Below are 12,926 nucleotides of genomic sequence, written 5' to 3' on the forward strand. Positions count from 1 at the left end.
AGGTTTCTTATGTGGATTGGGGTCATTAGCCTCTTCCCGGAAATGTTCCGAGCCATTACCGAGCACGGGGTAACGGGTCGGGCCGTCAAGAGTGGCCTGCTGCAGATTGAGTGCTGGAACCCTCGGGATTTCACCCACGACAAACACCGTACGGTCGATGATCGTCCTTATGGTGGTGGGCCTGGAATGCTGATGATGGTGCAGCCGCTGCGTGATGCGATTCATGCAGCCAAGCAAGCGGCGGGAGACGGGGCGAAAGTCATCTATCTCTCTCCTCAGGGACGCAAGCTGACTCAAGCGGGCGTAACCGAGTTGGCGACGAATCAGAAGCTTATTCTGGTCGCCGGTCGATACGAAGGTATCGACGAACGCGTGATACAAACCGAAGTCGACGAAGAGTGGTCTATCGGAGATTACGTGTTAAGTGGTGGCGAGTTGCCTGCCATGACCCTGATCGATGCGGTTTCGCGTCTGGTCCCAGGGGTCTTGGGTGATCAGGCCAGTGCCGAGCAGGACTCCTTCACGGATGGCCTGCTGGATCATCCCCACTATACTCGGCCGGAGTTGTTGGATGGATTGGCGGTGCCTGAGGCGCTGACAAGCGGCAATCACGAAGTGATCAGGCGCTGGCGGCTCAAGCAATCGCTCGGACGAACCTGGCAGAGAAGGCCGGAACTTATTAACAACCTAGCTCTGACTGACGAGCAAGAATCACTTCTTGCCGAATATGTCCGCGAAGTGCGTGACAACGTCTAAGTAGAGTTTTCAGTTTATCCTAGGTAAGGAAAGACAATGAGCAAGATTATTCAGCAGCTTGAACAAGAGCAACTGCGTACCGACATCCCGGCATTTGCCCAGGGCGACACCGTACGTGTTCAAGTTCGTGTTAAAGAAGGTGGTAAAGAGCGTCTGCAGGCTTTCGAAGGCATCGTCATTGCCAAGCGTAACCGCGGTCTGCACTCTGCTTTCACCGTTCGCAAGATCTCCAACGGCGAAGGTGTTGAGCGTGTATTCCAGACTCACTCTCCGCTGATCCACAGTGTAGAACTGAAGCGTCGTGGTGATGTTCGCCGCGCCAAACTGTACTACCTGCGCAACCTGTCCGGCAAAGCTGCTCGTATCAAAGAGAAGCTCAACTAATTCGATTCGAATTGGTGTCGGTATGTCGACGAATAGCTCGACAGGTAGTGAAAAGGCTCGCCAATGGCGAGCCTTTTTTGTGTCCGTCATTTGAGGCGCGGGGCTCAACCAGGTTGGCTGACCCGCACCACCGAGTTGTCCCGCCCGAAGGGGCCTGGCACATAGTCATCCGCCGCCCAGTCGTTGTCGTAATGGGTTTCTCCCCCCGGCTGCACCAGTTGGTAACAGTACTCGAAATGGCTGGGACCATCGGTGGGCAGATTGAGGGTCGCCTTGAACTCCCCGTTCTTCATTCGCTTGAGCTCGATGGGTTGCCACTGGCTGAACTCTCCCAGTAGCAAGATCTGTTCGGCCTCACCTGCGGCCTCTTTTTCCACTGCAAAGGTCACCTTGACCTCGGGACGCGACTTGAGAAACTGCTTGTTTATCGGCATATGGCCTCCTTGTCACTGATTGCGAAGAAAATGGCATTGGTTATTTTTATATCACTTTATGACAAGGATGTTGATAACGAAGATCAAAGGGGCAGGGCGAAATGGCGCTGCAACAGCCGATGGGTGAAATCAATCTTGAGATAAAAGCCCCGTGGCAGGGTCTGGATCGGCTGGCCGTTGCGGCCGATGGCGCGGGTCAGGGCCTTGCTGTTCGCCGCCTTGGGCCTTAGCTGCATGACTTGACCATGGCGGGCGCTGATCTGCTCCACTTCCCCCAGCACTATCATGTCCATCAACTCTTCCCAATCCTGACGCAGCAACCGATCTTCTTCCTCGCTTGGGCTCCACAGCAGCGGCATGCCGACCCGGCGCTCACCGATCGGGATCTCGCGGCTGCCCTCGACCGGGATCCAGAGTACCCGGGAGAGCTTGTTGCGCACGTTCGACTCTTCCCAGCGCTGGCCGCTGACACCGATCAACGGCGCGACGCAGACGAAGGTGGTCTCCAGCGGCTTGCCCTGAGGATCCACCGGGATCGTCTTGAGCTCTACCCCCAATTCCGGGAAGTCCTGCTCCGGCTTGCTGCCCGCGCTGGCGCCCAGTTGCCATTCGATCAACTGGCCGATCCAGCCTTTGTCCCGCCGCAGATCCCGTGGCACCGGGATACTTGCATCGGCGGCGAGCTGGGCCAGGGGGAGCCCCGCCATGGCATAGGCGCGCGCCAATAATTCTTGCTCTGACTGGGGACTGATGGGCATGAGGGACTCCTGTGAGATGAATGAGTCTAGCAAGTCTGCTTTTCGTTGAGGATCGCTGTTTTTATAACCGATCACTGGCCAACTGTGCACAGGGGAGGGTAGATTGCCAATAATCATCTATGGTGATGATTTTAAAGGAATTTGACTTTTTATGCCAGCCGTTGGGATCGGAGGATCCTCGCTGAAACGAGTTGTCCAAGGGTTTGGCCTGGCTGTTGCACATAGTTATCCACAGAAATCTTGGATAACTGGCATAAAGTGATCATAGTGGCCCCTTCACCGGAAAAAAATGTGAGAGTGCACCGATTTTTCCCGCCATATCGGTGCAGATAATGCGCCAAGCTTGTGGATAAATCAGCCATGGTGGATCTTTGAGCAGTCGAACTTGTTCACAATCCGGGAGCAGGATCCTCGGCGGCAAAAGACATGGATCTTGATCCAGCATTTAAATATTAACTACATGTATTTAAATGAATATTTTGTTTAATGGCGAATGAGGTATGATAAGGAATGATTTGGTACCCCGTTATGAAACTACTGTATATACCCGTTTGATCACAGGCTTATGCACAGTCTGGGTGGGCAACTCACGGCAGCTGATCCTAAAATTTGTTTATAACTTAGCTTGAAAAGGCAAGTTATTCATGAATGGAAGATGACAGTCCTTGTTTGCCGCCACGGGGTGAATGTGGAACAATCTCTTTATAGATTCAGCCTTTATAAGGTGATCACGTGATAGATGGTGACGGATTTCGTCCCAATGTCGGCATCGTGATCTGTAACCGTGACGGACAAGTATTGTGGGCTAAGCGCTATGGGCAGCACTCCTGGCAGTTTCCGCAGGGGGGGGTTGATGATGGTGAGTCGCCGGAACAGGCCATGTATCGTGAGCTATACGAGGAGATAGGCCTCAAGCCCGAAGACGTGACCATCTTGGCGATCAGTCGCAACTGGCTGAAGTACCGCTTACCCAAACGACTCGTTCGCTGGGACAGTTCACCGGTCTGTATTGGCCAAAAGCAGAAATGGTTTTTGTTACAGCTCGATCCGGGCAAAGAGTCCAGGATCCAGTTCGGTTGTCATGGTCACCCGGAATTCGATGATTGGCGTTGGGTCAGCTTCTGGTACCCGGTTCGTCAGGTCGTCTCCTTCAAGCGGGAAGTCTACCGCCGGGTGATGAAGGAGTTTGCCCCACTGGCCATGCCGGTGCCTGTGTTGGTACAGGCGGGGCAGGCTAATCGGAAGGATGGGCGGCGTAACCGCTCGCGCTAAGGAGCACAACTAGTTGTTGACGGAACTCAGACGCATCGTCGAGAGCATGGCCGAGGCCAATACCCTCGAGCAGGCCTTGCAGGCATTGGTGAGCCAGACCCGGCTCGCCATGACGGTCGACTGCTGCTCCGTCTACGTCGCCGAACCGGACATGCGGCGTTATCGACTGGCGGCCACCGATGGCCTGGCCGAGTCGGCGGTGGGCAAGGCCACGCTGCCGTTCGAGCAGGGCATCGTCGGTCTGGTGGGTCAGCGCGAAGAGCTGATCAACCTGGCCGATGCCCCTTCCCACCCCAGCTTCAAGTTCTTGCCCGACGTGGCCGAAGAGGCGTTTCGCTCCTTCCTCGGCGCCCCCATCATGCATCAACGCCAGGTGGTGGGCATCTTGGTGGTGCAGCAGAAAGAGAGCCGGCTGTTCGATGAGGGAGAAGAGTCCTTCATGGTCACGCTGGCGGCGCAGCTGGCGGCCCGCATCGCCCAGGCCCAGGCCAAGGGCTGGTTGCAGAAGACCGACTGGAGCAAGCCCCTGCGCGGCATCGCTGGCGCCAGCGGCATCGCCATCGCCAAGGCCTGGGTGTGGCGCCCACGGAAGGCGCTCAATACCATCACCCCGCGCAAAGACGAGGAGCATGGCAAGCAACTGGCGCGCCTTGAGCTCGCGGTGGAAGAGGTGCGACACGATCTGGAGAGCCTGGCGCTGCGCTTTCGCGAGAGCTATAGCGAGGATTCGGTCGCCATCTTCGATATCTATCTGCACCTGTTGAACGATCCCGGCTACATCAAGCCGATCCGCAACAAGGTCAGCAAGGAGCACTGGACCGCTATCTCCGCGGTCAAGCTCATCAGCGATCGGCTGATCGAGCAGTTCAAGGGGATGAAGGATCCTTACCTGCGCGAGCGTTCCGCCGATGTGAAGGACATCGCCCAGCGGCTCATCAGCCGTCTGGTGCAGGATGAGCCCGAGCAGCTCACGGTCGGGGAGCCCGTGGTACTGGTGGCCGATGAGGTGACCGCCACCATACTGGCCGAGATCCCGCGGGAGTTTCTGAGCGGGGTGGTGTCGCTCAAGGGGGGCACCAACTCCCACGCCGCCATCCTGGCGCGGGCCATGGGGGTGGCCGCCATCATGGGGGTGGATCTGCCCCTCGGCGACATAGGTGGTCGCACCCTGGTGGTCGACGGCTACAGCGGCGATCTCTTCATCGAACCCAATCAGGTGATCCTGACCGAGTACCGACAACTGCTCAACGAGGAGCGGGAGCTCGATACCCTGGTGCGCAGCGTCGACAACCAGCCTTCCGAGACGGCCGACGGCACGCCGGTGTCGCTGCTGCTGAACGCCGGTCTCAGCGCGGATACCGAGATCTCCCTCAATCATCTGGCGGACGGGGTCGGGCTCTATCGCACCGAGATCCCCTTCATGCTGCAGGAGAGCTTCCCCTCCGAGTGGGAGCAGACTGCCCGCTACCGCGGCATCCTGGAAACCTACCGGGATCGCCCCGTTTGTATGCGCACCCTGGACGTGGGGGGGGATAAACAACTGCCCTACTTCCCCATCGTGGAGGAAAATCCTTTCCTTGGCTGGCGAGGGATCCGGCTCACCCTGGATCACCCCGAGCTCTTCCTGGTGCAGCTCAAGGCCATGCTGAGGGCGAGCGAGGGGTTGGACAATCTGGCCATCATGCTGCCGATGATCAGCAGCGTGGGCGAGATCCGGGCCTCCCGCCGCCTGCTGGATCAGGCCTGGCGCGAGGTATCGGAAGAGGCGGCCAGTCGCAATGCGCTGATCCGCTATCCCAGTCTCGGGGTGATGATAGAGGTGCCCTCCGCCCTCTATATCCTGCCGGAGATGGCGCCGCTCATCGATTTCTGGTCGGTGGGCAGCAACGATCTGACCCAGTACCTGCTGGCGGTGGATCGCAACAACGCCCGGGTCGCCAACATCTATGACGCCTTCCATCCGGCGGTGATCCGCGCCCTGCAACTGCTGGTCGATGCCTCCCATCGCTATCAGAAGCCGGTCTCGGTGTGTGGCGAGCTGGCCGGGGATCCGGTGGGCGTGCTGCTGTTGCTGGCCATGGGCTATCGCCGTTTCAGCATGAATACCCACAACATCTCCCGCATCAAATACGTGCTGCGCCAATCCCATCTCGGCGAATTGACCAAGTTGCTGACCGATGGTCTCAAGCACGACAATCCCCATGTGCTGCGCGGCCTGTTCGCGCGCTATCTGGAAGAGCACGGCCTCGGCGGCCTGTTACGGGCTGGCCACAAGGCGAAATAGGCCGATTGATAATCATGCCTTGTCCCTGCTGACGAATGATCGGAGAATGCGGCTTTTCTCATTTCTCAAGATTGGGGCCGCACGATGCAGCACGATGGATATTGGGTTTTCTCGCAGATTGATCCCGTAGCATTCAGTTTGGGACCACTATCGGTACGCTGGTATGGTCTCATGTACCTGTTTGGTTTCGCCTTCGCCATGTGGCTTGCGGGGCGTCGTGCCGATGCACCGAACAGCGGCTGGACCCGTGAAGAGGTATCGGATCTGCTGTTCTACGGCTTCCTCGGGGTGATCCTCGGTGGCCGCATTGGCTATGTGCTGTTCTACAACTTCGATCTCTTCCTGGCAGATCCCCTCTATCTGTTCAAGATCTGGACCGGCGGCATGTCGTTCCACGGTGGTCTCATCGGGGTCATCACGGCCATGTGCTGGTTTGCCCACAAGACCAAGCGTCACTTCTTCACCGTGGCCGACTTCGTGGCACCCCTGATCCCGTTCGGGCTGGGCGTGGGTCGCATCGGCAACTTCATGAATGGCGAGTTGTGGGGTCGGGTGACCGATGTTCCCTGGGCCATCATCTTCCCGGAGGCGGGCCCGGAGCCGCGTCATCCTTCCCAGCTCTATCAGTTCGCCCTGGAAGGGGTGGTGCTGTTCATCATCCTCAACCTGTTCTGGCGCAAGAACCCGCCACGGGGTGCCATCTCCGGCATGTTCCTGCTGTTCTACGGTCTGTTCCGCTTCCTGGTGGAGTTCGTGCGCCAGCCGGACAGCCAACTCGGTCTCTACTTCCAGGAGATCAGCATGGGCCAGATCCTCTCTACCCCGATGATCATCATCGGTGCCATCATGATCTGGGTCGCCTACAAGCGGCCACAGCTGTTCGGTAACGTGGCGAAGGAGGCAAAGTAATGAGGGCTTATCTCGATCTGATGCAGAAGATCCTGGACGAGGGCACGGTCAAATCCGACCGCACCGGCACCGGGACCGTCTCTCTGTTCGGCCATCAGATGCGCTTCAACCTGGCCGAGGGATTCCCGCTGGTCACCACCAAGAAGTGTCACCTGCGTTCCATCATTCACGAGCTGCTCTGGTTCCTCAATGGCGATACCAACACCGCCTACCTGAAGGAACACGGCGTCAGCATCTGGGATGAGTGGGCCGACGAGCACGGCGATCTGGGGCCGGTCTACGGTGCCCAGTGGCGCTCTTGGCCGGCGGCCGATGGCGCCACTATCGACCAGATCCAGCGGGCGGTGGATGACATCAAGCACAACCCAGATTCGCGCCGGATCATCGTCTCCGCTTGGAACGTGGGCGAGCTGGACAAGATGGCGCTGGCCCCCTGCCACGCCTTCTTCCAGTTCTACGTGGCGGATGGCAAGCTCTCCTGCCAGCTCTACCAGCGCAGCTGCGACGTCTTCCTCGGCCTGCCGTTCAACATCGCAAGCTATGCCCTGCTGACCCACATGGTGGCCCAGCAGTGTGATTTGGCGGTGGGTGACTTCGTCTGGACCGGCGGTGATGTGCATCTCTATTCGAACCACATGGAGCAGACCGCGCTGCAGCTCTCCCGCGAGCCGCGACCCTTGCCGCAGCTGGTGATCAAGCGCCGGCCTGACTCGATCTTCGATTACCGCTTCGAGGACTTCGAGATCTTGGGATACGACCCGCACCCCGGCATCAAGGCACCGGTCGCCATCTGACTCAGGTCGGGGGCCCTCGCCGGCATCAATACAGGGTGCGACAGCATCTTATCGACAGGCACCCTCGGGTGCCTTTCTCATTTGTGGCTCATCCCCATCAGACCCTGGTGTGACCGCCTCCAGGCAACAGAGCTGAGGGGGTTCACTCAGCTAAAATATGAATTTCCATTCAAATTTATGAATGCCGCTGCGACTTGAAAAAGCGAGAAAAAACGGGGTTATAGCAGACTCGGTGATTTTTGCTTTCGGTTTTTCCGTTGTTAATGGCAGTTAGAAACGATTTTTCATTAACTCACTCCCGCTCTAGACTGAAAAAAATGCAATTTTATGGGTAGTCAGATCATGAGCGACGTAATCAAGAGATTCCTCAAACTGGAGTCAGCCTCCGGAATAATTCTGATCCTGGCGGCCTTGCTGGCCATTGGCTTGGCCAACTCGGCCCTGGCTGATCACTATCGGGCCTTCCTGGATACGCCCGTGCAGGTGCGCATCGCCGCCCTCGACATCGACAAGCCGCTGCTGCTCTGGATCAACGACGGCTTCATGGCGATCTTCTTCCTGCTGGTCGGGCTGGAGGTCAAGCGCGAGATGCTGGAGGGGGCGCTTTCGTCCCGGGTGCAGGCGACCTTCCCGGCCATTGCCGCGGTGGGTGGCATGCTGGCACCGGCGCTGATCTACGCCTTCTTCAACTACTCGGACGAAGTCGCCCGCGCCGGTTGGGCCATTCCGGCCGCGACCGACATCGCCTTCGCCCTCGGGGTGATGGCGCTGCTGGGCAAGCGGGTGCCGGTGAGCCTGAAAGTGTTCCTGCTGGCGCTGGCCATCATGGACGACCTCGGGGTCATCATCATCATCGCCCTCTTCTATACCCAGCAGCTGTCGCTGACGGCACTGGCGGTCGGCATCTTGGCTATCCTGACCCTGCTGTGGATGAACCGCCGTGGCGAAGACAGGATCGGCCTCTACATGCTGGTCGGCCTGGTGCTCTGGGTGGCTGTGCTCAAATCCGGTGTCCATGCGACCCTGGCGGGCGTGGTGCTGGGTTTCATGATCCCGCTTAACGGCAAGCGCTATGCCTCGCCGCTCAAGCATCTGGAGCATGTGCTGCATCCCTGGTGCGCCTACCTGATCCTGCCGCTGTTTGCCTTTGCCAACGCGGGGGTGTCGCTGGACGGGATCGGTCTGTCGGCCCTGCTGAGCCCGGTGCCGCTCGGCATCATGCTGGGGCTCTTCATCGGCAAGCCGCTCGGGGTATTTACCATCAGCTGGCTGGCAGTGAAGCTGGGTATCGCCCAGCTGCCGAGCGGGGTCAACTTCAAGCAGATCTTTGCGGTCAGCATCCTGTGTGGCATCGGCTTTACCATGTCGATGTTCATCGCATCGCTGGCGTTCGAGCATGGCGGATTGGATTACGGCAGTTACTCACGCCTCGGGATCCTGGCGGGATCCAGCCTGGCGGCCGTGGTCGGTTATCTCGCCCTGCGGATGTCGCTGCCCAACCGGGAGGCGGATCAAAGCACGGAGGGGTTATGAGAAGACTGGGATGGTTGGTTCTGCTGGCAAGCCCGACACTCTGGGCGGGTAGCCTGACGGATTGCCAGCAGGATGCGGCCTCGGCCGGCTGCTCGGCTTATCTCAACGGGGTGGTCGACGGTGCCCTGATGCTGGGGGAGCAACAAGCCAGGGCCAGGTTCGGTGAGACCTTTGCCGAGCGGGCCCTGAGCAGCCGGGCCGGGGAGCGGGTCAAGAAGTCCAACAAGCGCTATTGCGGGGAACGGATGCCGGAGCCGGTCGCGCTCAAGCTCAGCCTGCAGGCGCAGTTCGATGCGAACAAGGTTGACTCGATCAGCGACATGTATGACATTCTGGCGGTTGAACTCAGCTGCTACCGGAGCCCGCCTGGCGCGGGAACCCCATCGGATGTCACACCTTAATTACAATCATCTTTATTACTTTTGGATGACTCAGAAGAAGGGCTCCGTCACGCAAGCGGCGGAAGCCCTCTTCTTGACTCCGCAGACGGTCACCGGCCAGATCAAGCTGCTGGAGCAGCGGCTCGGTGGCAAGTTGCTGATGCGCAAGGGGCGCTCCCTCGAGGCCACCGAGCTTGGCCAGCTCGTCTTTCGTTACGCCGACAAGATGTTCAGCCTCTCCTACGAGATGCTGGATATCGTCAACTACCGCAAGGAGAGCCAGATCCTGTTCGACGTCGGCATCGCCGACGCGCTCTCCAAACGCCTCGCCAGCCGGGTACTGCTCTCTGTCATCCCCAACGACGGCTCCATCCACTTGCGCTGCTTTGAGTCGACTCACGAGCTGCTGCTGGAGCAACTGAGCGAGCACAAGCTCGACATGATCCTCTCCGACTGCCCGGTGGATTCCAGCCAGCACGCAGGCTTGCTTTCCAAGCGGCTCGGTGGCTGCGGCGTCAGCTTCTTCTGCAAGGCGCCCCTGCCTTCGCTGCCGTTCCCCGCCTGTCTGGAGGAGCGCAAGCTACTCATCCCCGGCCGTCGCACCGCCATGGGTCGTCAGCTGACCCACTGGTTCGAGCAGCAGGGCATCTCCCCCAGCATCCTCGGTGAGTTCGACGATGCGGCGCTGATGAAGGCATTTGGTTTCTTCAATCAGGGCATCTTCATGGCACCGACCATCTATCGGGAGGAGATCCTGGAGGGGGAGGGGGTCATGCTGCTGGGAGAAACCCAGGATCTGATGGAGGAGTATTACGTCATTTTTGCCGAGCGCATGATCCAGCATCCAGCGGTGAAACGGGTGTGCGAGAGCGATTTCTCCTTCCTGTTCGCCGGGCAGGAGGATTTTACCGCTATCCAGCCGGCGCCCCTGTCGTTTTAAATGGAAGAGGCAAGGGGGTATGATGCCTGCCTTGCAGAAGAGGGAATGAGATGCAGCTGGAAGAGATGGAGGCGAATGCCGGGCGTGCGGTGACTCTGCTCAAGGCATTGGCCAATGAACGGCGCTTGTTCATTCTGTGTCAGTTGCTGGAGCGGGAGTTGTCGGTGGGGGAACTCAACGAGGTGCTCAGGTTGAGCCAATCGGCCCTGTCACAACATCTGGCGGTGCTGCGGCGCGATGAGCTGGTGACGACGCGAAAGGAGGCCCAGACGGTCTACTATTCGCTGCGCAGCCATGAGGTGCGCGAGATGATAGGTCTGCTGCACAGGCTTTACTGCAGCGCAGATAAATAAAAAACCGGCCCTGGGGCCGGTTTTTTGAGCTTTATACAGCCGAAGCTGATTAAGCCATAGCTTTGATCTGGGCAGACAGGCGGCTCTTGTGACGAGCAGCTTTGTTCTTGTGGATCAGGCCTTTGGTAGCCATACGATCCATGATCGGCTGGGCAACAGCGAAAGCGGCAGTGGCAGCAGCCTTGTCGCCAGAAGCGATGGCAGCAATTACTTTCTTCAGATAGGTACGGGTCATGGAACGACGGCTGGCGTTGTGTTGACGACGTTTCTCTGACTGAATCGCGCGCTTCTTAGCAGATTTGATATTAGCCAAGGTAAAACTCCTAAAACTGTCTTAGCGAGTGTATTGAAAAGGCCCGGAAATATGCCCTTCCAACCACATATTGTCAAATGATTTGTGCAAATAAACACCGCCCCCCGGTGGTGTGTCAGTTGGGAGGCGGTTAAACTGTCGGCCGATTCTACCAGCATTCTTTCCATTCTGACAGTTCCAGAGGCTTCGTCTTGAGTAAGAAATTGATCAAATCCGGCATGATAGTGTCCGCAATGACGCTGGCGTCCCGTGTGATGGGCCTGGTTCGCGATGTGGTCATCGCCAACCTGCTCGGCGCCGGGATGGCCGCAGACGTCTTCTTCTTCGCCAACCGCATTCCCAACTTCCTGCGTCGCCTGTTCGCCGAAGGTGCCTTCAACCAGGCTTTCGTGCCCGTGATGACGGAGTACAAGAAGAAGGGGGATGAGAATGAGGTGCGCGAATTGCTGGCCGCGGTAGCGGGAACCCTGGGTGGCATCGTCACCGTCGTCACCCTGCTCGGGGTGCTGGGCTCCGGGGTGTTGACTGCCCTGTTTGGCTGGGGCTGGTTCTGGGACTGGCTGCACGGCGGCCCGGCGGCCGAGAAGTTCGAGCTCGCCAGCCTGATGCTCAAGATCACCTTCCCCTATCTCTGGTTCATTACCTTTACCGCCATGGCGGGGGCCATCCTCAACACCTACGGCCGCTTCGCCGTCTCCTCCTTTACCCCGGTGTTTCTCAACCTCACCATGATTGCCGCCGCCTGGTGGATAGCGCCCTTGATGGACAATCCCGAGATCGCGCTGGCGATCGGGGTCTTCCTCGGGGGGCTGGTGCAGTTCTTGTTCCAGTATCCCTTCCTGCGTCAGATGAACATGCTGGTGTGGCCCAAGTGGGGTTGGCATCACCCCGGGGTCGTCAAGATACGCACCCTGATGATACCGGCGCTGTTTGGCGTATCGGTCAGCCAGATCAACTTGCTGATCAACACCATGCTCGCCTCCTTCCTGGCGACCGGTGCCATCAGCTACCTCTATTACTCGGATCGGCTGCTGGAGTTCCCCCTCGGTCTGTTCGCGGTCGCCATCAGCACCGTGATCCTGCCGGCGCTTGCGAAGAAGCACGTGGATGCGGATCCCGCCGACTTCTCCCGCACCATGGACTGGGGGATACGGATGGTGATGCTGCTCGGCCTGCCCGCCATGGTGGGGATCGCCGTGCTGCGCGAGCCCATTCTGCGAGTGCTGTTCATGCGCGGTGAGTTCGGCCTGCACGAGGTGAGCATGTCCAGTGCCAGCCTGCTGGCCTCCACCACTGGCCTGCTGTCACTGATGCTGATCAAGGTGCTGGCCCCGGGGTACTACGCTCGCCAGGACACCAAGACCCCGGTGCGGATCGGGGTGATGTCCATGGTGGCCAACATGGTGTGCAACCTTATCTTCATCTACCCGCTCGGCTATGTGGGGCTGGCGCTCGCCACCGCCTGCTCCGGCACCCTGAACGCGGCCCTGCTGTTCAAGGGTCTCTATGAGCAGAAGGTCTATCGTCCGTCCCGCGAGACCGGGGTGTTCTGCCTCAAGCTGCTGACCGCGACCCTGTTGATGGGTGGCCTGCTTGCGTACCTGTCGCCGGATCTCGCCCAGTGGGGCGCCTGGAGCATGGGCAAGGCCAGTCTGGAGCTGACAATGCTGCTCTGCCTCGGCGGTGCCCTGTACGGGATAGTCCTGCTGGTGCTCGGCATTCGGCCGAGTCACCTGAAATCGGGGCAACAGCAGGACTGATCCTGCTGTTCCGTGCGGGATCGCTGGAGTCTGCATGTGAGCAAGATACCTGAAAT

14 protein-coding genes are annotated in these 12,926 nt (G+C 58.9%); 11 read left to right on the forward strand and 3 right to left on the reverse strand.

Annotated features, from left to right (window positions below):
• Nucleotides 1–9 precede the first annotated feature (9 nt).
• Both trmD and rplS read left to right on the forward strand, forming a co-directional pair.
• On the forward strand, nt 10–756 hold the full coding sequence (gene trmD, locus BN1124_RS15325) for a tRNA (guanosine(37)-N1)-methyltransferase TrmD (RefSeq protein WP_042643307.1): 747 nt from the start codon (nt 10–12) through the stop codon (nt 754–756).
• A 36-nt stretch (nt 757–792) separates the two neighbouring features.
• Nucleotides 793–1,140, forward strand: coding sequence for a 50S ribosomal protein L19 (gene rplS, locus BN1124_RS15330; RefSeq protein ID WP_005313505.1), 348 nt, complete (start codon nt 793–795; stop codon nt 1,138–1,140).
• A gap of 104 nt (nt 1,141–1,244) precedes the next feature.
• Here the strand turns inward: rplS and BN1124_RS15335 are convergent, their stop codons facing one another.
• Nucleotides 1,245–1,574 (reverse strand): isoamylase early set domain-containing protein, encoded by a 330-nt coding sequence (locus BN1124_RS15335; protein ID WP_042643308.1) that lies wholly within the window; start codon nt 1,572–1,574, stop codon nt 1,245–1,247.
• Between the two features lie 83 nt (nt 1,575–1,657).
• Nucleotides 1,658–2,332 carry a DNA mismatch repair endonuclease MutH gene (mutH, locus tag BN1124_RS15340; protein WP_042643309.1) on the reverse strand — a complete coding sequence of 225 codons (675 nt, stop codon included), beginning with the start codon at nt 2,330–2,332 and terminating at the stop codon, nt 1,658–1,660.
• Nucleotides 2,333–3,064: 732 nt separating this feature from the next.
• Between mutH and rppH the strand changes: the two genes are divergently transcribed.
• The 8 genes from rppH to BN1124_RS15380 all read left to right on the forward strand — a co-directional run bounded on the left by rppH (nt 3,065) and on the right by BN1124_RS15380 (nt 10,797).
• Nucleotides 3,065–3,604, forward strand: a complete 540-nt coding sequence (gene rppH / locus BN1124_RS15345; RefSeq protein ID WP_033129194.1) for an RNA pyrophosphohydrolase — start codon at nt 3,065–3,067, stop codon at nt 3,602–3,604.
• Nucleotides 3,605–3,617: 13 nt separating this feature from the next.
• The gene (ptsP, locus tag BN1124_RS15350; protein WP_042643310.1) at nt 3,618–5,888 is read left to right on the forward strand and encodes a phosphoenolpyruvate--protein phosphotransferase; all 2,271 of its coding nucleotides are present in this window, start codon (nt 3,618–3,620) and stop codon (nt 5,886–5,888) included.
• 84 nt (nt 5,889–5,972) lie between these two features.
• On the forward strand, nt 5,973–6,797 hold the full coding sequence (gene lgt / locus BN1124_RS15355; RefSeq protein WP_042643311.1) for a prolipoprotein diacylglyceryl transferase: 825 nt from the start codon (nt 5,973–5,975) through the stop codon (nt 6,795–6,797).
• Nucleotides 6,797–7,591 (forward strand): thymidylate synthase, encoded by a 795-nt coding sequence (gene thyA / locus BN1124_RS15360; protein ID WP_042643312.1) that lies wholly within the window; start codon nt 6,797–6,799, stop codon nt 7,589–7,591. The genes lgt and thyA overlap by 1 nt, the downstream gene beginning before the upstream one ends.
• A gap of 342 nt (nt 7,592–7,933) precedes the next feature.
• Nucleotides 7,934–9,124, forward strand: a complete 1,191-nt coding sequence (gene nhaA / locus BN1124_RS15365) for a Na+/H+ antiporter NhaA (protein WP_042643382.1) — start codon at nt 7,934–7,936, stop codon at nt 9,122–9,124.
• Nucleotides 9,121–9,525: a hypothetical protein gene (locus BN1124_RS15370; protein ID WP_042643313.1), complete on the forward strand. Its 405-nt coding sequence runs from the start codon at nt 9,121–9,123 to the stop codon at nt 9,523–9,525. The genes nhaA and BN1124_RS15370 overlap by 4 nt, the downstream gene beginning before the upstream one ends.
• Entirely contained in the window at nt 9,512–10,444 is a 933-nt protein-coding gene (gene nhaR / locus BN1124_RS15375; protein WP_033129189.1) for a transcriptional activator NhaR, read from the forward strand. Before BN1124_RS15370 ends, nhaR begins: the two co-directional genes overlap by 14 nt.
• A 50-nt stretch (nt 10,445–10,494) precedes the next feature.
• Nucleotides 10,495–10,797, forward strand: a complete 303-nt coding sequence (locus tag BN1124_RS15380) for an ArsR/SmtB family transcription factor (protein WP_042643314.1) — start codon at nt 10,495–10,497, stop codon at nt 10,795–10,797.
• A 49-nt stretch (nt 10,798–10,846) separates the two neighbouring features.
• Here BN1124_RS15380 and rpsT read toward each other — a convergent pair whose 3' ends face one another.
• Entirely contained in the window at nt 10,847–11,110 is a 264-nt protein-coding gene (rpsT, locus tag BN1124_RS15385) for a 30S ribosomal protein S20 (RefSeq protein ID WP_033129187.1), read from the reverse strand.
• Nucleotides 11,111–11,301: 191 nt separating this feature from the next.
• Here rpsT and murJ point away from each other — a divergent pair, with 191 nt between their 5' ends.
• A complete protein-coding gene (gene murJ, locus BN1124_RS15390; protein WP_042643315.1) occupies nt 11,302–12,870 on the forward strand; it encodes a murein biosynthesis integral membrane protein MurJ in 1,569 nt (522 codons plus the stop codon).
• Nucleotides 12,871–12,926: the final 56 nt, after the last annotated feature.

It is taken from the genome of Aeromonas eucrenophila (assembly GCF_000819865.1).
Taxonomy (GTDB): Bacteria; Pseudomonadota; Gammaproteobacteria; order Enterobacterales; family Aeromonadaceae; genus Aeromonas; species Aeromonas eucrenophila.